The sequence below is a fragment of the Nocardia carnea genome (assembly GCF_029868325.1).
GTDB lineage: Bacteria > Actinomycetota > Actinomycetes > Mycobacteriales > Mycobacteriaceae > Nocardia > Nocardia carnea_C.
Genome location: NZ_JARWNW010000070.1, coordinates 1 through 25,390, shown reverse-complemented (window position 1 = coordinate 25,390; position 25,390 = coordinate 1). Strand labels below are relative to the sequence as shown.

The 25,390-nt window shown below is 68.2% G+C and carries 20 protein-coding genes and 4 pseudogenes; 5 read left to right on the top strand and 19 right to left on the bottom strand.

Annotated elements, in window-relative coordinates; genetic code table 11:
* The 5 genes and pseudogenes from QH196_RS04045 to QH196_RS04025 form a co-directional block, all read right to left on the bottom strand.
* Positions 1 to 206: pseudogene (locus tag QH196_RS04045) on the bottom strand (long-chain fatty acid--CoA ligase); the annotation flags it as partial.
* A gap of 61 nt (positions 207 to 267) precedes the next feature.
* Positions 268 to 1,086, bottom strand: coding sequence for an SDR family NAD(P)-dependent oxidoreductase (locus tag QH196_RS04040; RefSeq protein WP_280414381.1), 819 nt, complete (start codon positions 1,084 to 1,086; stop codon positions 268 to 270).
* 4 nt (positions 1,087 to 1,090) lie between these two features.
* Positions 1,091 to 2,239 carry a steroid 3-ketoacyl-CoA thiolase gene (locus QH196_RS04035; RefSeq protein ID WP_280414380.1) on the bottom strand — a complete coding sequence of 383 codons (1,149 nt, stop codon included), beginning with the start codon at positions 2,237 to 2,239 and terminating at the stop codon, positions 1,091 to 1,093.
* Positions 2,240 to 2,393: 154 nt separating this feature from the next.
* Complete coding sequence (locus tag QH196_RS04030) at positions 2,394 to 3,149, bottom strand: class II aldolase/adducin family protein (protein WP_280414379.1); 756 nt, start codon at positions 3,147 to 3,149, stop codon at positions 2,394 to 2,396.
* A gap of 11 nt (positions 3,150 to 3,160) precedes the next feature.
* Positions 3,161 to 4,366, bottom strand: coding sequence for an amidohydrolase family protein (locus tag QH196_RS04025; RefSeq protein WP_280414378.1), 1,206 nt, complete (start codon positions 4,364 to 4,366; stop codon positions 3,161 to 3,163).
* Between the two features lie 104 nt (positions 4,367 to 4,470).
* On the opposite strand from QH196_RS04025, the gene QH196_RS04020 reads away from it, so the two are divergent.
* Positions 4,471 to 5,205 (top strand): IclR family transcriptional regulator, encoded by a 735-nt coding sequence (locus QH196_RS04020; RefSeq protein ID WP_280414377.1) that lies wholly within the window; start codon positions 4,471 to 4,473, stop codon positions 5,203 to 5,205.
* On the opposite strand, the gene QH196_RS04015 is transcribed toward QH196_RS04020, so the two are convergent.
* The gene (locus QH196_RS04015) at positions 5,196 to 5,789 is read right to left on the bottom strand and encodes a TetR family transcriptional regulator (protein ID WP_280414383.1); all 594 of its coding nucleotides are present in this window, start codon (positions 5,787 to 5,789) and stop codon (positions 5,196 to 5,198) included. The genes QH196_RS04020 and QH196_RS04015 overlap by 10 nt on opposite strands.
* 225 nt (positions 5,790 to 6,014) lie before the next feature.
* Here QH196_RS04015 and QH196_RS04010 point away from each other — a divergent pair.
* A pseudogene (locus tag QH196_RS04010) lies at positions 6,015 to 7,590 on the top strand (serine hydrolase).
* An 82-nt stretch (positions 7,591 to 7,672) separates the two neighbouring features.
* Here the strand turns inward: QH196_RS04010 and QH196_RS04005 are convergent.
* The 9 genes from QH196_RS04005 to QH196_RS03965 all read right to left on the bottom strand — a co-directional run bounded on the left by QH196_RS04005 (position 7,673) and on the right by QH196_RS03965 (position 17,103).
* Positions 7,673 to 10,063 (bottom strand): excinuclease ABC subunit UvrA, encoded by a 2,391-nt coding sequence (locus QH196_RS04005; RefSeq protein ID WP_280414376.1) that lies wholly within the window; start codon positions 10,061 to 10,063, stop codon positions 7,673 to 7,675.
* A gap of 241 nt (positions 10,064 to 10,304) precedes the next feature.
* Complete coding sequence (locus tag QH196_RS04000; protein WP_280414375.1) at positions 10,305 to 10,715, bottom strand: VOC family protein; 411 nt, start codon at positions 10,713 to 10,715, stop codon at positions 10,305 to 10,307.
* Positions 10,712 to 11,101: a helix-turn-helix transcriptional regulator gene (locus QH196_RS03995; protein WP_231508718.1), complete on the bottom strand. Its 390-nt coding sequence runs from the start codon at positions 11,099 to 11,101 to the stop codon at positions 10,712 to 10,714. The genes QH196_RS04000 and QH196_RS03995 overlap by 4 nt, the downstream gene beginning before the upstream one ends.
* Positions 11,102 to 11,308: 207 nt before the next feature.
* Positions 11,309 to 11,992: a CE1759 family FMN reductase gene (locus tag QH196_RS03990; protein WP_280414373.1), complete on the bottom strand. Its 684-nt coding sequence runs from the start codon at positions 11,990 to 11,992 to the stop codon at positions 11,309 to 11,311.
* Entirely contained in the window at positions 11,989 to 12,516 is a 528-nt protein-coding gene (locus tag QH196_RS03985) for a MarR family winged helix-turn-helix transcriptional regulator (protein ID WP_280414372.1), read from the bottom strand. Before QH196_RS03985 ends, QH196_RS03990 begins: the two co-directional genes overlap by 4 nt.
* Complete coding sequence (locus QH196_RS03980) at positions 12,513 to 13,673, bottom strand: LLM class flavin-dependent oxidoreductase (RefSeq protein WP_280414371.1); 1,161 nt, start codon at positions 13,671 to 13,673, stop codon at positions 12,513 to 12,515. The genes QH196_RS03985 and QH196_RS03980 overlap by 4 nt, the downstream gene beginning before the upstream one ends.
* A 317-nt stretch (positions 13,674 to 13,990) precedes the next feature.
* On the bottom strand, positions 13,991 to 15,058 hold the full coding sequence (locus tag QH196_RS03975; RefSeq protein WP_280414370.1) for a phosphotransferase: 1,068 nt from the start codon (positions 15,056 to 15,058) through the stop codon (positions 13,991 to 13,993).
* Between the two features lie 3 nt (positions 15,059 to 15,061).
* Positions 15,062 to 16,186, bottom strand: a complete 1,125-nt coding sequence (locus QH196_RS03970; protein WP_280414369.1) for a TIGR03857 family LLM class F420-dependent oxidoreductase — start codon at positions 16,184 to 16,186, stop codon at positions 15,062 to 15,064.
* A 17-nt stretch (positions 16,187 to 16,203) separates the two neighbouring features.
* Entirely contained in the window at positions 16,204 to 17,103 is a 900-nt protein-coding gene (locus tag QH196_RS03965; RefSeq protein ID WP_280414368.1) for an SDR family NAD(P)-dependent oxidoreductase, read from the bottom strand.
* 112 nt (positions 17,104 to 17,215) lie between these two features.
* Between QH196_RS03965 and QH196_RS03960 the strand changes: the two genes are divergently transcribed.
* The 3 genes and pseudogenes from QH196_RS03960 to QH196_RS32480 all read left to right on the top strand — a co-directional run.
* Entirely contained in the window at positions 17,216 to 18,574 is a 1,359-nt protein-coding gene (locus QH196_RS03960; RefSeq protein ID WP_280414367.1) for a cytochrome P450, read from the top strand.
* Entirely contained in the window at positions 18,574 to 20,247 is a 1,674-nt protein-coding gene (locus QH196_RS03955) for an FAD-dependent oxidoreductase (RefSeq protein WP_280414366.1), read from the top strand. The genes QH196_RS03960 and QH196_RS03955 overlap by 1 nt, the downstream gene beginning before the upstream one ends.
* A gap of 81 nt (positions 20,248 to 20,328) precedes the next feature.
* Positions 20,329 to 20,427 (top strand): annotated as a pseudogene (locus QH196_RS32480) (hypothetical protein); the annotation flags it as partial.
* A 37-nt stretch (positions 20,428 to 20,464) separates the two neighbouring features.
* On the opposite strand, the gene QH196_RS03950 reads toward QH196_RS32480, so the two are convergent.
* The 4 genes and pseudogenes from QH196_RS03950 to QH196_RS03935 all read right to left on the bottom strand — a co-directional run.
* Positions 20,465 to 23,167: a fumarate reductase/succinate dehydrogenase flavoprotein subunit gene (locus QH196_RS03950; RefSeq protein ID WP_280414365.1), complete on the bottom strand. Its 2,703-nt coding sequence runs from the start codon at positions 23,165 to 23,167 to the stop codon at positions 20,465 to 20,467.
* Positions 23,164 to 23,877, bottom strand: a complete 714-nt coding sequence (locus tag QH196_RS03945) for an ABC transporter ATP-binding protein (protein WP_280414382.1) — start codon at positions 23,875 to 23,877, stop codon at positions 23,164 to 23,166. The genes QH196_RS03950 and QH196_RS03945 overlap by 4 nt, the downstream gene beginning before the upstream one ends.
* Positions 23,878 to 23,998: 121 nt before the next feature.
* Positions 23,999 to 24,823 carry an ABC transporter permease gene (locus QH196_RS03940; protein ID WP_280414364.1) on the bottom strand — a complete coding sequence of 275 codons (825 nt, stop codon included), beginning with the start codon at positions 24,821 to 24,823 and terminating at the stop codon, positions 23,999 to 24,001.
* Positions 24,820 to 25,164: pseudogene (locus tag QH196_RS03935) on the bottom strand (ABC transporter substrate-binding protein); the annotation flags it as partial. The gene QH196_RS03940 and the pseudogene QH196_RS03935, both read right to left, overlap by 4 nt.
* Positions 25,165 to 25,390: the final 226 nt, after the last annotated feature.

The window sequence follows — 25,390 nt, the reverse complement described above, 5'->3', positions numbered from 1 at the left end:
CACCGGGTTTCGCCGCTGACGAGGTATTCGCTGTCACCGTAGCGGGCCGATTCGATCAGCAGCTCCGGCAGGGCGCGCCTGCGGTTGCGGAACACCGGCATCGGGATTCCCCGGACCGGCTCCTGGCTGATTTCGAGCTCGGCGCCGGGCGCGGTGAGGCGCGCCATGACGGCCGCGCGGGGGTCGGGTGTCGATCGATCGGACATGGGGAAGAACCCTTTCCTCGGAAACCGCACGCAGGGCGGTGAACGTACTACGGCGGATCGGTCAGCGAACGGTCAACTGACCACCGTCGACATTCCAGGATTGGCCGGTGACCCAGCCGGCTTGTTCGCTGGCGAGAAATACCACCGCCCAGGCGACTTCACGGGCGTCCCCGACCCGCTGCAGCGGCAGATTCGCCTCGACATAGCTCTGCCACGCCTCCGCCGAGAGGTCGTCGAGGCGGCTGGTCCCGGTCACTCCAGGGCAGACCGCGTTCACCCGGACCCCGGCGGGACCCAGTTCTTTCGCCATCGAGGAGGTCAACGCCTGCACACCGGCCTTCGAGGCGGCGTAGGCGGCAGTGTTGGCGCCGCCGAGTTTGCCGGCGATCGAGGAGATGTTGACGATACTGCCGCCGGCGCCGCGCTCGACCATGACGCGGGCGAACGCGCGGCTCACCAGGAAGGTGCCCCGCAGGTTGACCCGCATCACCGCATCCCACGCCTCGGTGGGCAGGTCGAGCACCGGAACCCGGTCCCCGGCGCGTGCGGCGGCGGCATTGTTGACGACGATATCCACCCGCCCGTAGTCGTCCAGCACCTGCTGCACCAGGGCATCCACTGCCTGGTCGTCGGCGATATCGCAGACCACCGCACCGGCGCGCCGCCCCAGTTCGCGGATCTCGCCGGCGACCGAATCGATATCGCGCCAGCCGGCGGCGCGTTCTTCTCCGGTGTACCGGTCCGGTGTGCGTCCGGTGCCCGTGACGACGACATCGCAGCCGGCGCGGGCCAGCGCCAGCGCGGTTTCCCGGCCGATGGACCGCATCCGGCCGGCGCCGGTGACCACGGCCACCTTGCCCTCGAACCCGGTGAGCTGCATGGTGTCAGACCCTTTCGATGATGGCACCGGAGACCATCGCGCCGCCGGCGCAGACGGCGACGAGGGCGTGTTCGCCGTCGCGGCGTTCGAGCTCGTCGATGGCCGCCCCGACCAGCCGGACCCCTGAGGACCCCACCGGATGTCCCAGGGCGATCGCCCCGCCGTTGACGTTCAGCCGGTCCTCGTCGATTCCGTGTGTGCGCGCCGCGGACAGGGCGACGGCCGCGAAGGCTTCGTTGACCTCGACGAGGTCGATATCGCCGAGCGACATCCCGGTGCGTGCCAGCAGATGCTCGATCGCCAGGACCGGGCCGTCGAGCAGGTAGGGGACCTCACTGCCGAGCAGGCACTGGCGGACGATGCGGGCGCGCGGCCGCAACCCCAGCGACCGTGCGAGGTCTTCGTCCATGAGTACGGCGGCCGCCGCGCCGTCGGAGATCTGCGATGCCGTCCCGGCGGTGTGCAGGCCACCTTCCAGAACGGGAGCCAGCGCGGCGAGCGCCTCCAGCGAGGTGTCCCGCAGCCCCTGGTCGCGGGAAACCGTGGTGGCCTCGGCGCCGTCGCTGCCCGGTACCTCGACGGGAATGATCTGCCGGTCGAACCGGCCTTCCTGCCAGGCCAGTGCGGCGCGCTGCTGGGAGCGCAGCCCGAATTCGTCGAGGTCGGCGCGGGTGAAACCGCGGCGGTGCGCGATACGGTCGGCGCCGACGAACTGCGTGGGCAGATCCAGCGACCAATCGTCGGGGCGGGGCCGGCCGACGTTCTCGGGGATATTCGACAGCAGCGGTACCCGCGACATCGCCTCGACCCCGCACGCCATACCCGCGTCGATCACCCCGGCGGCGATCTGGGCCGCCACGATGTTCACCGATTGCTGACCGGATCCGCATTGGGCGTCGATGGTGGTGGCGCCGGTGCGTTCGGGCAGTCCCGAATGCAGCCATGCCGTCCGGGTGATGTTCGACGCCTGCTCACCGGCTTGGGTGACGCAGCCACCGACGACCTGTTCGATCAGCGCGGGATCCAGCTCCAGCCGGTTCAGGATGCCCTGCTGCACCGTCCCGAGCAGTTCGGCGGCGTGCAGGCTCGACAACCAACCGCCGCGGCGGCCGATCGGTGAGCGCGCGGTATCGACGATGACCGGATTGCCCATAGGTGTCCTCCTTGACCGAAAAACGACGGTGCTGCCCTCTCGATCGATAAGGACTGCTGAAACGCGATTCTATCCAACCAAGCACTTGTTTGGTAGCCGGTTCACGGAAGATCTCCGCCGATCCCCACCGTGAACAGGCCACAAAACCGTGCGCTCACTCCCGTAACGACAGAATCTGCTGTTCCAGCTCCGGATCGTCACGGAGTTCCGCCCGGACCGCCGCCTCCCAGAATCCGTGGAACCCGTTCCCGTCGCTGCGGCGCTGCCGATCCATCCACCAATCGGGTAGTGCGGACTTCTCCGGCCCGCGCGCCGCCCGCACCATCCAGGCATTCTTCGCCCGCTGCTCCAGCGCCACCGCCCGCAGGAACACCGCCCGCACGGTACTGCCGATCACCAGGACACCGTGCCCACCGAGCAGCGCCAGATCGGCGTCACCCACCGCCGCGATCGCCGCGGTGCCGGCCTGCGCACTGTTCACCGCACCGGCGTACTCGTCGACCAGGACCAGTTCCCCGCCACCGAGGCTCGAACTCTGATCGTAGGCCGGTGGCACTTCGGCGAGATCGCCCCAGATGGTCCCGAATTCCGGATGGTTGTGCACCACGAACTGCACATCGGGCCGGGCGCGGTGCAGGGCGAGATGCAGTGGAATACCCAGCGGCACCGGCCACTGCCCTTCGAGCAGGGTCCCGTCCAGATCGATCCGGAGGACGTCGCCGGGGCCGAATTCCGGCCAGGTCAGCAGCCACGGATTGCACAGCAGTGTGCCATCACCCATATTGCGGGTGATATGGCCGGCCAGGTGGTCGCGATACCCCTCGCGCCACAGGGTGCGCGCCAGCAGCACTATCTCCTCGGCGGGAGTCAGCTCGGGAACGAGCCGGTCGGCACTCGGGCGGAAAGCCATCCCGATCCTCCTCAGTCCCGCGGCAGCACGATATCGGGCAGCGGATGGCGGTAGAGCCCAGCCGCGTTCTCGCTGCACATCTTGCGGAGTTCGGGCGCGGGGATACCGGCCCAGTACTCTGCGATCACGTCCTGGGTATGCGGCCAGGTGCCGTCACCGTGCGGGTAATCGGTTTCCAGCATGATGTGGTCGACGCCGATCACCTCGCGCAGGGCGATCGTGGACGGATCGTCGAGTGTGCAGAACCAGAAGTTGCGGCGCAGGATATCGGCCGGGCGTTCGTCCCAGCCCAGGCCGTAACCGGAGCGGTCGATAATGTTGTTCAACCGGTCGATCAGCATCGGTACCCAGCCGATACCGCCTTCGCTCATCGCGATTTTCAGCGTGGGATTGTCCTTCGGATATCCCGACCACAACCATTCGCTGCACGCCCCGAGCGAGAGCTGGCCGAACATCGTGGCGCCCAGCTGGAGCCCCGGCGCACCCTGCGGGTAGGAGTACATTCCCGAACTGCCCACGTGCAACGAGATCACGGTGTCCGTTTCGACGCAGGCCCGGATGATCGGATCCCAGTATTCGCGCTCCCACAGCGACGGCAGCCCGATCGCGTGGGGTCGTTCGGGGAGGGTGACCGAGGTGAAACCGCGCGCGGCGTTGCGCTCGATTTCGGCGACGGCCTCCACCGGGTCGCCCAGGTAGGTGATACCGCCGGGGATCACCCGGGACGGATAGGCCAGGTACCACTCGTTGTAGAGCCAGTCGTTCCAGGCCCGCACGGCCGCCTTGCCGACTTCACGATCGGCGGCGAAGGCGAACACCCGGCCGCAGAAACCGGTGATCTGGGACGGGAAATTCAGCATCGCCCAGATTCCGCCGAGATCCATATCTTTCACCCGGGCATGGATGTCGTAGCAGCCCGGGCGCATCTGCTCGAAGCGGAACGGCTCGTACTTCACCGATTCCGAACGCCGCCCCGCCACCGCGTTCATGCCCACCTGGGAGTAGGTCTTGCCCTCGAACTCCCAGATCTGGGCGCCTTCCGCGGTCTCCCGGATCTGCGGGCCGCGCTCCCGCAGCGCGGCCGGCATCCAGGTTTCGAACAGATGCGGTGGTTCGACCACATGATCGTCGACCGAGATCACGGTGTAGCGGACCTCTGCGGGTTCGGGTTCCGGATCGAACAATTCGGGATCGAGTTGCTGCTGCGGTGCTGCCACGGCGTTCTCCTCCACACAGCGGTGCGGCACCGAGAACGGCCCGCACCTTGACTCAAGTATCTCTATGCGATACTTTGTTATCTCTTATTGATACCAAGGTAGGGGTGATCCATATTCCGGTCAAGACTTTGAGCGGCCTGCTGCGTGGCCTGCAGGTGGTCGAAGCGATCGCCGCGGACCAGCCGGCCGGGCTGACCGAACTGTGCCGGGCACTCGGCGAGGACAAGAGCGCGATGCAGCGCGTCCTGGCGACCCTCCACGAAGCCGGATGGATCCGGCCGCTTCCCGATTCGCCACCGCGATGGGAACTCTCGGCGAAAATCGTCACGATGGCGGGACAGGCGCACAGCACCTCCTCGCTGCTCGCCCGCGCCCGTCCCGTACTGGACGCGCTGCGCGATACCACCGGGGAGACCACCCACCTCGCACTGCTCGAAGGCGGCAAGCTCGTGGTCGCGACCGTCGCCGACGGCACCCATACGGTGCGCACGGCCCTGCCGATCGGCCAGATCCACCCGCCGGAGACGAGCGCCGCCGGGCGCGCGATCTTCGCGCACCTCACCCCCGCCGAACGCGCCGACCGCACCGAAACGCCCGAAGCGCTGCCCTCCGCCACGGAATACGACCGGATCCGTACCCGCGGCTGGTCGCTGTGCGAGGGCGCGGTCCAGCACGGGTCGACCAGTATCGGTGCGGCGATCTTCGATATCACCGGAGCACCCCAGGGGGCGCTGGTGGTGAGCGCGCCCGATACCCGGCTCACGCCCGACCGGTACGCGCGGACCGGGGAACTCGTCCGGGATGCCGCACGCCGGTTGAGCGGCTCGGCTCAGGCGTAGTCCGCGAGGACGAGACGGATCACGTCCTCCACATTGCGCAGCGCCTCCGCGAAACTGATCCGCCCCGACGTCCACGAGGTGAGCGCGGTGAACATGGTGCCGCCGATGGCGAGCGAGGCCACCCGCGCCGTTTCCGGCGGCACCCCCTCGAGAAGGTCGAACAGCGCGCCGCGGTTGGCGGTGGCGCGCTGATCCAGGGTCTCGATCACGTATTCGTCCGTGGACGAATACAGCTCGATCTCCAGCCGGGCGAAATGCGGGCCCCGCTGGAACGCCCGCATCTCCCGCCGGTACAGGCCCAGCACGCGTTCGCAGATACTGCCGCCGTCCTTCGGGCCGGGCGCGCAGCGTTCGGCTTGCAGTTTCTCCGACAACCGGTTGTTCCAGCCGAGCATCGCCGCCGCCAGCAACTGCTGTTTGGCGGGAAAATAGCGGTACAGAGTGCCCAGCGCCACTCCGGAGCGTTCGGAAACCTCCCGCATCTGAATACGATCGGGTTCCATCTCGTGCAGCATCTCGATCACCGTGTCGGCCAACCGGCTGCGGCGTCCCAGCTGGCCCGCAGTCATCGATTCGGTGGTCATCGGCAACTCGGCCCCGCGGGAGGTCACGGCGGTGATACTAGCCGGGCGGGTGGCACCCGCCGTCACTGCGTCCGCTCCCGCCACCGGAAACCGATCCACCCCGGGCGCGGCGAACCCGGCCACGCGGACCGCGCTGCCGGGCAGCGGACACCGGCAGCGATAGGCTCGGGCAGCTGGGCTCGTGTCGGCGACAACCTCCCGGAGGCGGCTGTGCACAGACGTCGGTTGACGGCTCTCGGGGCCGCGGTGGCGACCGTTGCCGCGCTGGCCACCGGGTGCGGGATCGAGGAACCGGTACCCGGAGCCACGACCAGCACCAGCGCCGCCGCACCACAGCCCGCCCGCGCCCCCGGAATCACCATTCCCGACGGGCGCGTGGAACATATCGTGGACCGAGTCGATCAGCGTGCGCAGGAGCTGCTGACCGGCACCGGCATCCCGGGTATGGCAGTCGCCATCGTGGCCGACGGCGAGGTCGTCTACCAGGAAGGATTCGGGGTCCGCGAGGTGGGCACCGACCGGCAGGTGGATCCCGATACCGTGTTCCAGCTGGCGTCGATGTCGAAACCGATCGGGGCGACCGTGGTGGCCCGCGAGATCGGCGCCGGCCCCCTGGAATGGGATACACCGATCCGGCAGCTCGCCCCCTGGTTCGCGCTGAACGACCCCTACGTCAGCGATAACGCGACCGTCGGCGACCTGTACGCGCATCGGTCCGGTCTGCCCGATCACGCCGGGGACCAGCTCGAGGACCTCGGCTTCGACCGGGCGCAGATCCTGGAGCGGCTGGGGCAGCTGCCGCTCGCACCGTTCCGGGACTCCTACGAATACACCAACTTCGGGTTGACGGCGGCTGCCACCGCGGTCGCCGAGGCGGCGCACACGGACTGGGCAGACCTGTCGAAACGCGCGATCTACGAACCACTGGGAATGACGGCCACCAGCTCCCGCTACGCCGATTACGCAGGAACCCCCGATCGCGCGGTGGGGCATACCCGCGTGGGCGAGGACTACCGGCGCACCGAGCCCCCGCGACAGCCGGACGCGCAGTCCCCGGCGGGTGGTGTCAGCTCGTCGGTAGTGGATATGGCTCGCTGGATGACCATGGTCCTCGGGAACGGATCGTACGAAGGCCGGGAAGTGGTCGCGCCGGACGCGCTGCTGCCCGCGGTATCACCACAGGCCGTATCGTCACCGCCGGAGACGCCGGACGCGCGCGCCGGCATGTACGGGTTCGGGTTCAACGTCGGCACCTCGGCGGCGGGCCGGGTGGTGCTGAGCCATTCCGGGGCATTCAATGCGGGCGCCGCGACCGCGTTCACGCTGATTCCGTCGGCGAATGTGGGCATAGTGACGCTGACCAACGCCGCGCCGATCGGCGTGCCGGAAACCCTCAACGCCGAATTCGCCGATCTCGTGCAATTCGGCGAGGTGCGGGAAGACTGGTGGGGGCTGTACCAGGAGGCCTTCGCGCAGATCGAGGGACCCACCGGCGAGCTGGTGGGTAAGGAACCCCCGCCGAATCCCGCGCCCGCGAGGCCACTGGACGATTATGCGGGGGGTATACGGAAACGACTACTTCGGCCCGGCCGAGGTCGCGGTGGAGGGCGACCACCTGAATCTCACCCTCGGCCCGGGAAAGGTGACCGTACCGCTGCGCCATTGGGACGGCGATACATTCGCCTTCACCCCCACCGGCGAGGCCGCGAACCCGGGAACGATATCGCAGGCGCGCTTCGACGGCGACCGCCTGTGGCTGGAGTTCTACGACTCCGACGGATTCGGCACTTTCACCCGCTGACCGGGAACGTGGAGCCCTTAGCCGAGCCCGGTCACCGGCAGCGTGATTCGCCGCCGGTGACCGGATGAGTTCCCTTGCTCGGTCAGCTTCCGACGTAGTCCGCCAGGTGTTCGCCGGTGAGGGTGGACCGGCCGGCGACCAGGTCGGTGGGGGTGCCTTCGAAAATGACCCGCCCGCCGTCGTGGCCCGCGCCGGGACCGAGGTCGATGATCCAGTCGGCGTGCGCCATCACCGCCTGGTGGTGTTCGATGACGATCACCGATTTACCCGAGTCCACGAGCCGGTCGAGCAGGCCGAGCAGATTTTCGACGTCGGCGAGGTGCAGGCCGGTGGTCGGTTCGTCGAGGACGTAGACCCCACCCTTCTCCCCCATCCGGGTCGCCAGTTTCAGCCGCTGGCGTTCACCGCCGGACAGGGTGGTGAGCGGCTGCCCGACCTTGATGTAGCCCAGGCCGACGTCGACCAGGCGGTCGAGGATCTTGTGCGCCGCGGGGATACGGGCGTCACCGGCGCCGAAGAACTCCTCGGCCTCGGCGACCGACATCTCGAAGACCTCCGCGATATTGCGGCCGCCGAAGGTGTAGTCCAGGACGTCGGCCTGGAAGCGGCGGCCCTCGCATTCCTCGCACGGGGATTCGACGGTGGCCATGACCCCGAGATCGGTGTAGACGACCCCGGCGCCGTTGCAGGCCGGGCAGGCGCCTTCGGAGTTGGAGCTGAACAGGGCCGGTTTCACCCCGTTGGCTTTCGCGAAGGCCTTGCGGATCGGGTCGAGCAGGCCGGTGTAGGTGGCGGGGTTGCTGCGGCGCGACCCTTTGATGGGGGTTTGGTCGACCATGGCGACATCGTCGTTCCGGGCGACGGCGCAATCGATCAGCGAGCTCTTACCGGATCCGGCGACACCGGTCAGCACGACCAGCACGCCGAGCGGGATATCGACGTCCACATTCTGCAGGTTGTGCGAATCGGCGCCGCGGACCTCGAGCGCACCGGTAGCAGTGCGGACCGACGGTTTCAGGGCGGCGCGGTCGTCGAGATGGCGGCCGGTGATGGTGTCGCTGCCGCGCAGGCCCTCGATGGAGCCCTCGAACATCACCTGCCCGCCCTCGGTCCCGGCGCGGGGCCCGAGGTCGATGATGTGGTCGGCGATGGCCATCACTTCGGGTTTGTGCTCCACGACGAGCACGGTGTTGCCTTTATCGCGCAATTGCAGCAGCAGTTCGTTCATCCGCTGGATATCGTGCGGGTGCAGGCCGATGGTGGGTTCGTCGAATACATAGGTGACATCGGTGAGCGAGGACCCGAGATGCCGGATCATCTTCGTCCGTTGCGCTTCACCACCGGACAGGGTGCCGGCGGGCCGTTCCAGCGACAGATAGCCGAGCCCGATCTCGACGAACGAGTCGAGGGTCTGCCCGAGCGCGGTGAGCAGCGGCGCCACCGACGGTTCGTTCAGCTCACGCACCCAGGCGGCGAGATCGCTGATCTGCATCGAACAGGCGTCGGCGATGCTGATGCCCTTGATCTTCGACGAACGGGCCTCGGCGCTGAGGCGGGTGCCGCCACATTCGGGGCAGGTGTCAAAGGTGATCGCCTTGTCGACGAACGCACGGATATGCGGTTGCATCGCTTCCCGGTCCTTGGACAGGAAGGATTTCTGGATCCGCGGGATCAGGCCCTCGTAGGTGACGTTGACGCCCTCGACCTTGATCTTCGTGGGTTCCTTGTAGAGCAGGTCGTTGAGCTGTTTTTTCGTGAACTTCTTTATCGGCTTGTCCGGGTCGAAGAAACCGCAGCCGCGGAAGATCCGGCCGTACCAGCCGTCCATGCTGTAACCGGGGATGGTGAGGGCGCCTTCGTTGAGCGACAGGTTCTCGTCGTAGAGGGCGGTGAGGTCGAAATCGGAAACCGAACCGCGGCCCTCACAGCGCGGGCACATACCTCCGAGGACGCTGAAACTGCGGCGTTCCCGGACGGTCTGCCCGCCCTTCTCCACGGTGACGGCACCGGCACCGCTGATCGAGGCGACGTTGAACGAGAACGCCTGCGGTGACCCGATATGCGGGGTGCCGAGCCGGCTGAACAGGATCCGCAGCATCGCATTGGCGTCGGTGGCGGTACCGACGGTGGAGCGGGGATCGGACCCCATCCGCTCCTGGTCGACGATGATGGCGGTGGTGAGCCCGTCGAGGACATCGACATCGGGGCGGGCCTGATTGGGCATGAAACCCTGGATGAACGCACTGTAGGTTTCGTTGATCAGCCGCTGCGATTCGGCGGCGATGGTGCTGAAGACCAGGGAGCTCTTCCCCGACCCGGACACACCGGTGAACACGGTCAACCGGCGTTTCGGGATCTCGACGCTGACGTCTTTGAGGTTGTTCTCCCGCGCACCGTATACGCGGATCAGATCGTGACTGTCGGCGAGATGCGGCTCGGACGTCTGTCTCCCGGTCTTCGTGGCCATACTCATCTGCTCTCCTGGTCTCCCTCTGGTGCTCGTGCCGCCCGCGCGGACCCCACCGCCGTCGTCGTCCGGTCGATCCAACCAGAGCGCGGTGACATTTCTCGTTCGCCGGGCCGGGCACGCGTGGTCGCCGCCGGCGTACCCGCGCGGGGAGCGCCGGACCCTCGTTGATCCGGTCCCCCCGCTGGGGTATCGACGGTTTCACTGCGGGCGCTACCACGCGACGTGGACGCGTGCCCGGGTTGCTTCAGCCGGCCTGCTGGATACGGATCATATTTCCGGCGGGATCGCGGACGGCGCAGTCGCGGATACCGTACGGCTGATCGGTGGGTTCCTGGATGATTTCGACGTCACCGGCCTGGAGCCGGTCGAAGGTACCGTCGAGATCCTCGGTGGCGAGGTTGATCCCGGCGTAGGTGCCCTTGGCCATCATCTCGTTGATGATGCGGCGTTCGTCGTCGGTGATGCCGGGGTCCACCGCCGGTGGGGTGAGCACGATGGAGGTGCTGGGCTGGCCGACGGGGCCCACGGTGAGCCAGCGCAGCCCCTCGTAGCCGACATCTTTGCGCACCTCGAAGCCGAGGAGATCACGGTAGAAGGCCAGTGCCGCGTCCGCATCGTCGTGCGGGAGATAGCTGGAGTGGATGGTGAGGTTCATGACGACGACGCTAGCCGCGCCGCGGTGACCTGCGCTTCTCGATTCCTGATCGGTCTTGTCACCTGTTTGGCAACACAGCTCGGCATCCCGGCCGCTTCGCCGTCCGCCTGCTGCCGGTACGTGCTGGGCGGTACGCCGACCAGTTCGGTGAAGCGGGTGCTGAACGTGCCCAGCGAAGAACAGCCGACCGCGAAACAGACCTCGGTGACGCTCATATCGCCCCGGCGCAGCAGCGCCTTGGCGCGTTCGATCCGCCGGGTCATCAGGTACCCGTAGGGCGATTCGCCGTACGCGAGGCGGAACTGGCGGCTCAGGTGGCCGGCCGACATATTGACGCCCCGGGCGAGCGCGGCGACATCGAGGGGTTGCGCGAACTCGCGGTCCATCCGGTCCCGGACCCGCCGCAGCAGGGCGAGGTCGCGTAACCGAGGATCGGCGGCGGGTTTGCTGGTCACGCCGGAAATCGTGCCACAGCCGAGACCGGTTGCCCAGTCTCGGCGGGCACGCAGGCCGCACGTATACATCACCGCAGACATTCACGACGGCCCTGCCCGCGCCGCCGTGGGGACGATACGGCCGGCGACGTGTACGGGCTACCCCGCGCCGCCGGCCGCCAGGCGCATGAGGTCGGTATCGAGCTCGATACCCACTTCGCTGCCGCCCGCGCTGCCGAAGGTGTGCTGGTAGCTGTCCCAGGATTCGGCCTTCACCCGGTGCGCGAATTCGCTTTCCATGAGCAGCACCAGTTCCAGCGCGGCCCGGTCGATCCGCTTGTTCAGGTCGGAGTCGTTCCAATCCTCGGAGGCGGCGAACAGAGAGGTGGGCACGGTCATGGTGCGCAGGAAGGCGAACAGGGCGCGCATCTGCTCGTCCACCACCAGGGCGTGCCGGGAAGTGCCGGCGGTCGCCGCCAGGATCACCGGTTTGGCGATCAGCAGATCGTTGTCGAGGACATGGAAGAAGGAGGTGAGCAGCCCGCTCGGGGCGGCCTTGTAGACGGGAGCCGCTACCACCAGCCCGTCGGCGGCGGCGAGGGTGTCGATCGCCGCCGTCATCTTCGGTCCCCTCAGCTGCGATACCAGGGCGGTGGTGATCTCGGTGGCCAGTTCCCGCAGGTCGATGACGGTGACGGTGACCCGGGCGTCACGGCGGGCGGCCAGGGCGCCGACACGGGCGGCGATCCGGTCGGCGAGCATCCGGGTCGAGGACGGGTTACTGGTGCCGCCGCTGACCACGACCAACCGGTAGGGGTCTTGTACCTGTCCATTCGATTTCATGGCTGTTTCCTGTTCGTGGTGTCGGCGAGTTTTCCGCAGATCTGTTCGAGTGCGCGCAGCTCGTCGTCGGTGAGTGCGCCGGTCAGCGCCCGTGCCACGCCGACCGCGTGCCGGCCACCCACCCGGCGCTGCCGGGCCCGGCCGTCCGCGGTGAGCGAGAGCCGGACCCCGCGGCCGTCGTGCGGGTCGCGGGTGCGTTGCACGAAACCGCGTTCGATGAGCCGGTCCACCATCCGGGACAGTGCCGGCTGGGTGAGCAGAACGTGCCGGTTCAGTTCGGCGGGCCGGATCGGTTCCGGGCATTTCGACAGCGTGTAGAGCACGTCGTATTCCCGCATGGTCAACCCGTGCCAGACGTCCTCGGCGGCGAACTGCTTCATCAACGCGGCATGCGCGGTCAGCAGCGACTCCCAGGCGTCGTTGGCCAGCCGGCTGCTGGTTCTGGACGCGCCCGACGGCCGGCTTCGGGACCGCCCGGCCGTGTCAGCACGCTGCGCTACCGCCTCCGGGCCGGACTCGCTCATGCCCGGGTATCCAGGTACGGGCTGGCGCCGGCGAGGTTGTCGCCCTGATTGGCACCCGGCCGGGCTTGCCGGGACGGGGTGTCGCCGTATTCGGCCGTGACCCGCGCCTGATGCGTCGGGGCGGGCGCCGATTCCGGGTCGCGGCGCGATTCCAGTTCTTTGCGCAGGACCGGCACCACTTCCGAACCGAGCAGATCGAGCTGGTTCAGCACCGTTTTCAGCGGCAGGCCGGCATGATCCATCAGCCACAGCTGGCGCTGATAGTCGCCGAAGGTGTCGTGGAAGGTGAGGGTTTTGTCGATGATCTCCTGCGGGCTGCCCACCGACAGCGGGGTCATCTCGGCGAAATCCTCCAGCGAGGGGCCGTGACCGTAGACTGGGGCCTCGTTGAAGTAGGGCCGGAATTCGTTCCACGCGTCCTGGGATTTCTTCGCGATATAGGCCTGCCCGCCGAGTCCGACGATGGCCTGCTTCTTGGTGCCGTGACCGTAGTGCTCGAACCGCTGCCGGTAGAACTCGATGAGCTGCAGCGAATGCGCGGTCGGCCAGAAGATGTGGTTGGCGAAGAATCCGTTGCCGTAGTAGGCGGCCTGTTCGGCGATCTCCGGGGTGCGGATGGAACCGTGCCAGACGAACGGCGGCACACCGTCGAGGGGCCGGGGGGTGGCGGTGAAGCCCTGCAGCGGGGTGCGGTAGTTACCGTCCCAGTCCACCACGTCCTCGCGCCACAGCCGGTGCAGCAGGTTGTAGTTCTCCAGCGCAAGCGGCAGACCGGCTCGGATGTCTTTACCGAACCACGGGTAGACGGGTCCGGTGTTGCCGCGGCCGAGCATGAGATCCATCCGGCCCTTGGACAGATGCTGCAGCATCGCGTAGTCCTCGGCGATCTTCACCGGGTCGTTGGTGGTGATCAGGGTGGTCGCCGTGGTGACGATCAGCCGCTCGGTGAGGGCGGCGATATGAGCCAGCAGAGTCGTCGGCGAGGACGAGAGGAACGGCGGATTGTGGTGTTCGCCGATGGCGAAGACATCCAGGCCCACTTCCTCGGTTTTCTTCGCGATCTGCACGATCGCGTCGATGCGCTCGGCCTCGCTGGGAGTCACGCCGGTGACGGGGTCACGCGTGATATCGCTGACCGAGAAGATTCCGAACTGCATTGATGTCACTCCCGCCGTAGGTTCTATGCATTTGCATCTACCTGAACCGAGGGGTCGGCCGGGTTATTCCGGTGTGTGCCGCGCACGGGACCCGGCTCACAGCCGCTGCAGGGGCAGGTATGCACTCCGCCGTCCCGCATCAGCGCCGGCGCCGCCTTCGGAACCAGCGCGCGGTAGCGGCAGGCAGCCGCCACACAGATCCACCACGCAAGAAATGCCGTCACCCGGCCGAGGGTGCGGGCGGGTGGAGCCGTCCGAGGCGATGATGACCTCGATGGGTTCGGCCGCAGCCCGGCCCCTGATAACCGTTTCGGCACCTACCCTGCGCCGGAGCGCGGGGTGCGCACGGGTGCCGGCTGGGCGGTGAGCGAATCCAGATCGCGGATCGCGGCGCAGCTGCGGCGGATCATGGTGGCGAACATGGCGTCACCGCGTTCGGTGGGTGTGCCGTAGGCGGCGCCGAAGACCGCGACCAGCGGGCCCTGCAGGGCCGCGAACCGATAATCCTGACGGCAGTCGTCGAGTGAGTAGCCGGTGACCCCGAGTTCGAGCAGACGCCGGTGGTACGTGGTGAGGAGCTCCTCTTCTTCGGCTCGCCGGATCTCCGGATCGAGGCCGGTGGTGACGAAATAGGCGAGGTCGCGGGCGGGCAGCCCGAGGTTGACCGTCTGCCAGTCGACCGCGGTCACCACCGCCGGTTCCCCGGCACCGAACAGGAGGTTGTCCAGGCGGTAGTCGCCGTGCACCAGGCCGAACCGTTCGGGCCGGGCGACCAGCCAGTCGGCGATCACCGCACCGCAGGCACGCACGGTATCGCAGTCCTCCGGCGTGAGGCGATCGCCGAGGCGGTCGAGGAAAAGATCGGTGGTGGGGTCGTAGAGTTCGCCCAGTGTCGCGGCTTCTTCGGGCCCGTTGCGGCTGAATCCTTCGATTTCCAGCAGGGACTCGTCACACCAGCGCGGAGCGTGCAGGCCGGCAAGGTTCGCGACGGCCTGGTGGGCGTGCGTCACCGGGCATCCGGTGATCTGATCGCCCTGGCGGGCGGGTGCGAGATCCTCGAGCAGCAGTACGAATTCACTGCCGTCACCCTGAGTTTCGGCGTAGTGACAGCGCGGCACACGAATCGCGACAGTGTCCGCGACCTCGGAATAGAACCGGACCTCCTGCCGGTAGGCGCCGGCGAGCATCGCGCGGGTGCCGGGGTCGGCGGCGGGGAGTTTGGCCAGGAGCTGCTCCGGGACGCCGGCGCCGGTGAGCCGCAGCCGGTACACCGACCCGATCTGGCCGGTACCGACGGGTTCCGCGACGACCTGCTCGACAGGGACACGTAGCGCGGTGGTGAGCCATTCGGGCGTGAGCTCGGCGATGGTGGTGGGGAGGGTCATCGATCACTGCTCCGGGAATCGGTCCGCCGGGCCCGTGGATTTCTCGTTCCGGCGGTACTCCCGCCAGGCAGCGAGCACGGGAGTCAGCTCGGCAGGTGTGTTGCCGTGCAGGATGACGCCGTCGACCCCGGCCCGGAACTGATCGGCGATCCTCGAGGCGCAGTGCGTGGCGGTGCCGGTCGCCGAGGCGGCGAGCCATTCGGCCGGTAGCAGCTCTTCGACGGCGGCGAGGATTTCCGGGCTCGCGACCGCGTCCAGCGCCCCACCGGCTCCGGTGACCAGCGGATGCGCGCGGAAGTCGTCGAGTACTCGCTGCTCCCAGCCGTTGACCCGGACGAGGATATCGCCGTACCCCTGCAGGTAGGTTCCGAGGCGGCCGACAAGTTTACGTAGCCGCGCGAGTTCGCCCTGCGATTCGTCCACGACGGCCAGCACGGACCAGATCCGGATTGCGGCAGGGTCGCGGCCGGCGGTTTCGGCGGCGGTGCGGATGGTGCGCACCGCACGTGCGGTGGTGTCGTCGGTGAAGAAGGTGTGCAGGACAACCGAGTCGGCGATCTCCCCGGCGAGCCGCAAGGTGGCAGGGCCGATGGCGGTGAGGGTGATCGGGATGTTCTCGTCGTAGGACGGGTCCAGTTGCAGCAGCGGGTATTTCCCGGCGGGGCCGTCGTGGCCGAGTACGGTTTCGCCGCCCCAGAGGCGGCGGTAGATACCGACAGCGTCGCGGAGTTGCGCGGAAGTGATGCGGGGTAGGCCGATCACATCGAACAGGGCGTCGAAACCGCGACCCAGGCCGAGGCTGTAGCGGCCGCGGGTGAGGCGATGCAGGGTGACCGCACCCGCCGCGGTGACCAGCGGGTGGCGGGTGTTGTGGTTGGTGGCGGCGGTGCAGATCCGCAGGTCGGTGGTGACCGCGCCCGCGGCGGCGGCGAGGGTGAAGGCTTCCTTGGTGTTGAAACGCTCCGATAGGAACAAGGTGCCCAGGCCGAGTTGTTCGGCGGTGCGGGCTTCGTCGAGCAGGGTGTGCGGGTCGGTGGCGTGGCCGGCGAGCCCGTAGCAGCCGAGTTCGGGGAATTCGCTCGGACGGTGACTGCCCGGTATGACGGCCGGCTCTCCCTGGTTACTCACGTTCCGCACCGGTCCGCTCATGCCCGCCCGGCCTGTTCACTGCTGCCGCTGATCATTGTGTGCAGTTCCTCGGTCGTCCACGGCGGGGTGTCGTTGTGGTCGCGGAAACCGAGGATGCTCGGGGTGGGCCGGTCGTAGCGGCCGACGAACCCACCGGCGGCGACGAAGATCTGCCCGGTGATATCCCGGGCATCCGCGCCGACGAGGTAGAGGTAGAGCTGGGCGACGTATTCGGCGGGTGGGGCGTCGAGGGCGGCGTCCTTGCTCATTTCGTCGAGCATGCCGCGGCGATACAGCTCCATGATCTTGGCCTCGTAGGCGAACCCGCTGGACAGTCGCGTTTTCGCACCCGGGCAGACAACGTTCGCGCGGACCTCGTGTTCGGCGAGTTCGGCGGCAATGGCGAGGGTGAGACTGTTGACCGCGCCTTTGCCGGCTGCGTAGCCGGTGCCGCCGTAATCGCCGAGATAGGCGAAGGAGCTGGTGTTGATGATGCTGCCGCGTCGTTGCGCCACCATTTTCGGGGCGGCGGCGCGGCAGGTGTTGAAGGTGGTGGTGAGGTGGGAATCGAGCAGCGTGCGCCAATCACGGGTGGTGACATTCAGAATCGAGGATTCGGGGGGTTCGGCGATTCCGGCGCAGTTGACGAGGATATCGACGGTGCCGAAGGTGCGGACGCAGGTGTCGACGAGTTCGGTGGCGACCGTTTCGTCGGCGGCGCTGCCCGCGATGCCGATCGCGCGCTGCCCACCGAGGGTGATCGAGTCGACCGTGCGTTCGACGGCCGATTCGTTCCGGCCGTTGATCACCACTCCGGCGCCGTGCCGGGCCAGGGTGTGGGCGACGGCGTGACCGATACCGCTGGTGGCGCCGACGACCACGGCGCCGCGTCCCCACAGGGATTGCTGACCGCTCATGGACCTGCTCTCGTTTCCGGGGCCGGCCTTGATTGCGGCCGACTCCCCATAGTACTGTCTGGACAGGTGTCTACCATAGATCCTGGACAGTAATCTGGGGAAGGATTTCCACATGACTTCGGTGAAACCGCCGCGGGTGTCCGGAGGCGAACACGAACACGGCCATCTGGAGGAATTCCGCACCGACCCGATCGCGCTGATGCGCCGGGTACGGGAAGAATGCGGCGATGTCGGCCAGTTCGAACTCGCCGGCCGCCACGTCATCCTGCTCACGGGAGCCGAGGCGAACGAATTCTTCTTCCGCGCCGCCGACGAGGATCTCGACCAGGCTGCCGCCTACCCGTTCATGAAACCGATCTTCGGTGAGGGCGTGGTGTTCGACGCCAGCCCGGAACGGCGCAAGGAGATGCTGCACAATTCCGCGCTGCGCGGCGATCAGATGCGCGGCCACGCCGCCACCATCGAACGCGAAGTCGACCGGATGCTGGCGAACTGGGGCGACGAAGGCGAAATCGACCTGCTCGATTTCTTCGCCGAACTCACCATCTACACCTCCTCGGCCTGCCTGATCGGCACGAAGTTTCGCGAGGAACTCGACAGCCGGTTCGCGCACCTCTACCACAACCTGGAGCGCGGGACCGACGCCCTGGCCTACGTGGACCCGTATATGCCGATCGAAAGCTTCCGGATCCGCGACGAATCCCGGGCGCAACTCGTCGAGCTGGTCCAGGAGATCATGAACAACCGGATCGCGAACCCGCCCGCCGACAAGGAGGACCGTGATCTGCTCGACGTGCTGGTGTCGGTGAAGAAGGAAGACGGCACACCGCATTTCAGCGCCAGCGAGGTCACCGGCATCTTCATCTCGATGATGTTCGCCGGCCATCACACCACCTCCGGTACCGCCGCCTGGTCGGTGATCGAACTGCTGCGCCACCCGGAGGTGCTGTCGGGGGTCGTGAAGGAACTCGACGAGCTCTACGCCGACGGCCAGGAGGTCAGTTTCCACGCGCTGCGCCAGATCCCGCAGCTGGAGGCGGTACTGAAGGAAACGCTGCGGCTGCATCCGCCGCTGATCATTCTGATGCGGGTGGCGCAGGGCGAGTTCGAGGTGTGCGGGCACACCATCGCCGAAGGCGACCATGTCGCGGCCACCCCCGCGATCTCCAACCGGCTGCCGGAGGATTTCCCGAACCCGGACAGTTTCGACCCCGGCCGCTATATCGACCCCAACCAGGAAGATCTGGTCAACCGCTGGACCTGGATCCCGTTCGGCGCCGGCCGGCACCGCTGTGTGGGCGCTGCGTTCGCGCTGATGCAGTTGAAGGCCATTTTCTCGGTGCTGCTGCGGGACTGGGAGTTCGAGATGGTGCAGCCCTCGGAAAGCTACCGCAACGACCACTCCAAGATGGTGGTGCAGTTGCAGCAGCCGTGCACGGTGCGATACCGGCGCAGGCGCCGGGAGAACTGATGGCGTATGTCATCACGCAGCGCTGCTGCAACGATGCGAGCTGCGTGGCCGAATGCCCGGTGGACTGTATCCGGCCACGCCCCGAGGATCCGCAGTTCGCGACCGCGGAAATGCTCTACATCGATCCGGACACCTGTATCGATTGCGGCGCCTGCTACGAGGCCTGCCCGGTGGATGCGATCTACGCCGAAGAGGATCTACCGGAACATCTCGAAGGATTCCTCGATGTCAACGCCGGATATTTCGCGAAACACCCCCTGGAACCCGATATGGCTCCCCCGCCGCCGGTGCGGCGCCTCGCCAAGGATCTGGGGACGTTGCGGGTCGCGATCGTCGGGACCGGCCCCGCCGCCTGCTATGCCGCCGAACAGTTGTTGTCCGCCGGATCGGTGGAAGTCGAGATGTTCGACCGGCTGCCGACCCCGTGGGGGCTGGCCCGTTACGGGGTCGCACCGGACCACGCACAGACCCGCGGGGTCACCGATATGTTCGCGGCCGCGTTCAAACGCGACACGCTGCAGATGTATCTGAACACCGAAATCGGCACCCACATCACGCACGAAGAACTCCGCGACAGCGTGCACGCGGTGATCTACGCGGTCGGCGCGCCCACGGATCGACGGCTCGGCATTCCGGGCGAAGACCTGCCGGGCAGTCACTCCGCCACCGAGTTCGTGGCCTGGTACAACGGCAACCCCGACTACGCGGACCGGGAATTCGATCTGTCCGGGCAGCGGGCGGTGATCGTCGGCAACGGGAATGTCGCCCTGGATATCGCGCGGGTGCTTACCATGGACCCCGGCGAACTGGCGGCCACCGATATCGCCGACCACGCGCTGGCGGCCCTGCGGCGCAGCGAGATCCGTGAGGTCGTGATCCTCGGCCGGCGCGGACTGCTACAAGCCGCCTACAGCGCCCCGGAATTCCGGGCGCTGGGGCGGTTGACCGGGGTCGATATCGTCGTCGACCCAGCGGATGTGGTCCTCGACGAGACCGCGCAAGCGTTCCTGGACAGTCCGGAAGCCGGGTACGAACTCGGGCTGAAGGTGGCCGCCGCCGGCGAGTACGCGGCCCGGCCGCCGCGCGAGGGTCATAAGCGCATCCGGTTCCAGTACTGCGTCTCCCCCACCGAAATCACCGGCGACGAGCGGGTCCGGTCGGTCCGGTATGTGCACAACGAACTCGCCGGCCCCGCCGGATCACCCACCGCCCGGCCGACCGCCGACACCGGTGAGCTGGACGCATCGCTGGTCCTGCGCGCCGTCGGTTACCGCGGGCAGCCGATCGGCGATCTGCCGTTCGACGACGACCGCGGGGTGCTGCCCACCGAATCGGGCCGGGTCGTCGATTCGGCCGGAACACCGGTTCCCGGCGTCTACGCCGCCGGCTGGATCAAACGCGGCCCCCGCGGGGTGATCGGCTCGAACCGCGCCGACGCCGCCGAAACCGTTGCAGCCATCCTCGACGACTTCCGGGCCGGCATATTGGCCGCTCCCGCCCGGGACCGCACCGCCCTCACGGAACTGGTCCGGCAGCGTCGACCCGAGATGCTCGACCGCACCGCCTGGCAGGCGATCGACCGCGCCGAGCGGGCCGCAGGCGCCGCCGCCGGACGACCCCGGATCAAGCTGGCCACGGTCGACCAGCTGCTGGCAACCGCACGCCGCGGCTGATCGAGCAGGCCATCCGCCCTATGTCCGCGGCGTCCGGTAACACCTGGTGGACGGCCCGCTGGGTGGTTCCGGGCTCCGGCCGATCTCGCGGTCATCGGCCTCGACGAGAGACGGCACGCCGCCCTGTGGGATCCGGCCCTCACCACAGTGCGCATCGACGCCACCACCTACGGCCGGCGTGCCGCCCGAATCGGAAACCACCTTCAGCGCAATGAACTCACGTCACGAGGGCTCGGCGCGCGTAAGCGCGAACATCCGCGTCGGTGTCGTCCACCGCCCCTTGCAGTGCCAGGCGAGCCGGTTCGAACCCGGGCCAGGTCGTCAGGGTCAGCACCGCGGCCTTGCGTACATCCAGGTGCGGGTCCGCGAGCGCGCCGGACAGCGCGGTAATTGCCGAGCCGGGTTCGGCCGCCGCCAATCCCCGGGCCGCACCGACTCTGACCTGCCAGGCGGAGTCCCGCAGTGCGGCAATGCAGGTATCGATATCGGCCGGAGCGGCGCCGGTCCCGGCGAACGCGGCCAGCGCGGCGGCCCGCACGAGTGGGTCGCGGTCGCCGGACAGCGCGCGCACGATATCGGCACCGCCGTCGCCGATCGTGGCCACACCCTGCGCCGCCGCGATTCGCACTTCGCGATTGTGGTCGGTGGCCGCGGCCGCGATCGCCTCGCGTTCGTCGAGCGAGACCAGCGCTCGCACACCTTCGATCCGGACGCGGTGGTCGGGATCGCCGAGAGCCGCACGGTAATCGGCAACCGTGCCCGCGCGTAACGCGCGCAGCAGGTCGACAACGGCCGCGCGGACGACCGGGTCGCCGGAACCGAGCCGGTGGGCGAGACCCGCCGGGGACGGCAGGACTTCCACGAGTTCACGCAGGGCGGCCGCGGCGGCCGCGCGAACAGTGGCCGACCCGTCGTCGAGTGCCCGCACCAGCAGCGGCGCGTAGCCGTCGGGGGTGTTCTCCGTCAGTGCCCCGATCGACGCGACCCGCACCCGGTCGTCGGGATCGCCGAGGTAATCCGCGAGTTGCGCCGCGGTGGGCGCATCCAGGGCGAGTAACGTGACCAGCCGCGGCGAGGCGGCGGAGGCGGGTTCGGCGACCGCACCATTCGCTTCGGGTGTCGCGGTTTCCGGAGCGCGGCGGTGCCCGATGAGGTCGGGTTGGGCGATGACGACGGGTTCGTCCAGGGAGGGAAGATCATCGAGTCCGGGTACCGGCACCAGATACGGTGCGACCGGCCGCTTCAGGAACTCCATCGCCCCGTCGGCGCGTTTGCGGAGGTTGAGATGGTAACGCCACTGCTGGTCGTCGCGCTCCGGGAGGTCGGCGCGTTCGTGGTAGAGGCCCCAGCGGGATTCGGTGCGGGTCAGCGAACTGCGGGCGGCCATTTCCGCGCAGTCGCGGATGAACGACACCTCGACGGCGCGCATGAGTTCGTGCGGTGTCCGTGCGCCCATATCGGCGAGATCGCCGCGCATCCGTTCGAAGGTTTCCACCGCCAGCGAAAGCTTGGCGGCGGTTTTCGGCGGCGCCACATAGTCGTTGACGAAACGGCGCAGTTTGTATTCGACCTGGGGTTGCGGCGGCCCGTCGGGGTTGCGCAGCGGATGGTAGACGAGTTCGTGGGCGGCAGCGATCTGGTCGGTGGGCAATGTTTCCGGGGCCGGCACATCGGCGAGGGTTCCGGCGGCGTGGGCGCCGGCCAGTTCCCCGAAGACGAAGGCGCCGATCATGTAGTTGTGCGGCACGCACGCCAGATCACCGGCCGCGTACAGACCGGGCACGGTGGTCCGGGCGTTCTCGTCCACCCACACCCCGGACGCGGAATGCCCACCGCACAAACCGATCTCGGAGATATGCATCTCGATATCGTGGGTGCGGTAGTCGTGGCCGCGGTTGGTGTGGAAGGTGCCGCGGGTGGGGCGTTCGGTGGTGTGCAGAATCCCCTCGAGAGTGCGCAGGGTTTCGTCGGGCAGATGTGACACCTTCAGGTAGATGGGTCCCCGCGCGGAATCGATCTCGCGTTTCACCTCCGCGATCATCTGCCCCGACCAGTAGTCGGAGTCCACGAACCGTTCCCCTCGGGCGTTCACCTGGTATCCGCCGAACGGGTTCGCCACATACGCGCAGGCCGGGCCGTTGTAATCCTTGATCAGCGGGTTGATCTGGAAACATTCGATCCCGCTCAGCTCCGCGCCGGCGTGATAGGCCATCGAATAGCCGTCGCCGGCGTTGGTCGGGTTCTCGTAGGTGCCGTACAGGTAGCCGGAGGCGGGCAACCCGAGGCGCCCGCACGGGCCGGTCGCCAGGACGACGGCCTTGGCCCCGACCGTGACGAATTCGCCCGTGCGGGTGTTCAGCGCGGCCGCACCCACCGCCCGGCCGCCCGCGGTGAGTACCCGCACCGGCATCAACCGGTTCTCGATCCGGATCCGTTCCCGGTTCTTCCGCTGCCGCAGCACCCGGTACAGCGCCTTCTTCACATCCTTGCCCTCGGGCATCGGCAGCACATAGGACCCCGACCGGTGCACCCGGCGCACCGCGTACTCCCCGTATTCGTCCTTCTCGAACTTGACGCCGTAGCGTTCCAGCCGCTGCACCATCGCGAAACCGCGGGTCGCCGTCTGGTAGACGGTGCGCTGGTCGACGATTCCGTCGTTGGCGCGGGTGATCTCGGCGACGTAGTCCTCCGGTTCGGCCTTCCCCGGGATCACCGCGTTGTTCACACCGTCCATTCCCATGGCCAGCGCGCCGGAGTGCCGGACGTGTGCCTTCTCGAGCAGCAGCACACTCGCGCCGTGTTCGGCGGCGGTGAGGGCGGCCATCGTGCCGGCGGTACCGCCGCCGATGACGAGGACATCGCAGTCGAGGCGGACGGTTTCGGCGAGGCCGGGTGCCGTGAACAGGGTGGGTGCGGTCACGACAGGGCCTCCAGGATTCGGGCGCGATCCGCTTGCCGGTCGGCGGTTTCGCGCGGATTCGGGATGTCGATCAGGGCGCGCAGTGGGCGACCGGCCCGCCCGAGCACCGCGACCCGGTCGCCCAGCAACAGTGCCTCGTCCACATCGTGCGTGACGAAGACGACGGTGGTGGGGTGGGTGCGCCATGTTTCGACCAGCAGGCGCTGCATGATGGCCCGGGTCTGGCTGTCGAGTGCGCCGAAGGGTTCGTCCATCATCACCGCGCGCGGGGCTCCGGCGAGGCCGCGGGCCAGCTGCACACGCTGCCGCATTCCGCCGGACAGGCTTTTCGGCAGGTAGTCGGCGAACCCGGTGAGCCCGACTTCGGCGATCCAGCGGTCGGCGGCGGCACGGCGGCCGGCCTTCGGTTCGCCGCGCAACCGCAGCGCGAGTTCGATATTGGCGCGCACACTGCGCCACGGCAGCAGCGCATTGTCCTGGAAGACGACGGCACGGTCGCGGGAGGTGGTGGTCACCGGGTCGCCGTCGGCGAGTACCCGGCCCGCATCGGGGGCCAGCAGGCCGGCGAGGGCGCGCAGCACGGTGGATTTACCGCAGCCGGAGGGTCCGGTGAGTATGAGGATCTCGCCGGGCCGGACATCCAGTGACAGGCCCGCGATCACCGGTTCGCCGGTGTAGGACAGCGACACTGCGTCCAGGCGCAGGGCCATCCCGTGCTCGCCGGTTTCCGGTGACGCCTCGTGGGTGGTGAGAGTGGTGGTCACTGACCCGGCGTCCTTTCTGAGGGGTTCGTGATCGGGATCCGGCGGAAGCCGGGATAACGGCGCACGGTCATCGGATGTTCTCCTCTCCCCTCGGCAGCCAGCGGGTGACCCGGCGGCCGAGCAGCTCGATCGCCGCAGAAGTGCCGAAACCGAGGACGCCGATGGTGAGGATCCCGACGAACACGCCCGGGTAGTCGACGATGGTGTAGGCCTGCCAGGTGCGATAGCCGACACCCAGCCGGCCCGAGATCATCTCCGCGGAGATCAGGCAGATCCAGGCGACCCCGAGGCCGACCGAGAGCCCGCCGAAGATTCCCGGCAGCGCGCCGGGGAATACCACGCGCGCCAGAACCTCCCAGCGGTTGCCACCGAGCGTGCGCACCGAGTCCTCCCACAGGGTGGGCAGGGCGCGGACCGCATGCCGGGTGCTGACCATGATCGGGAAATAGGCGGCCAGACCGGTGATGAACACGATCCCGGCTTCGTCGTCGGGGAACAGCAGAATCGCGATCGGCACCACCGCGATCGCCGGGATGGGCCGGGCGAGTTCGGTGAGCGGGCCGAGAATGCCGGCGAATATCCGGGACCGGCCGAGCGCGATCCCGCTCGCCACACCCAGCACGGTCGCGAGGACGAAACCGGTGAGTATGCGGATCAGCGATTGCGCCAGGTCCAGATAGAAGACGTCGGAACTCAGCTGACGGCCGAACGCGGCGAGCACTTCGGTGACCGTGGGCAGGGTGTCGAACCGCAGCCACAGCCGGACGTCGGCACCGGCCACCGAACCTGCCCGCAGCGCCCGGCCCGGCCACACCGGGCCGGTGCGGCGCCGCGGACGGGTGCGGTCGCTCGGCGGCGCGGCGCCCGAATCGGCGGTGGCGGCGACGGTCACGTCCGGACCTCCGCGACGGCCTGGTCGTAGCCGACCGGCTGGGCAGCGGGATGGATATGCCGGTAGCGGCCGGCGGCGGCCGGGGTGGTGAACGCCAGATAGGTATCGCCCTCGCGCAACCACTCCGCTTTGTCGGCGAACCAGCGGGTGCCCAGTTCGGAGTCCACGATGTAGGCGGCGCGGATCGTCTTCCCCTGCGCCCGGGCGGCTTTCACGGCGCGTAGCAGCTCGGTAGGGCTACCGGCGGGCTGGGTGGTGTCCTGACCGTCGAGCCACAGCTCCGTGCCGGAACCGCTCGTGTGATTGGTGGTATCGGCAACAGCGGTGTCGTAATCCTGGCCGCGGGGGGGGGGGGGGGGCGCCGCGCCCCCCCCCGCCCCCCGCGGGGGCCGCGGGGGCGAAGCGGGGACACCCCGCGCCGACCAGGGCGACCGCCGCGGCACTGGGCACTTCCGTGGATGTGGCCTCGGCCGGGGAGCTGGAATCGGCCCGGCAGGCGGGGTTCACACCGGATCGGATAGAGGTCACCGGAGCGAAAGGCGAGGTGTTCCTGCGAGCCTTGGCGGG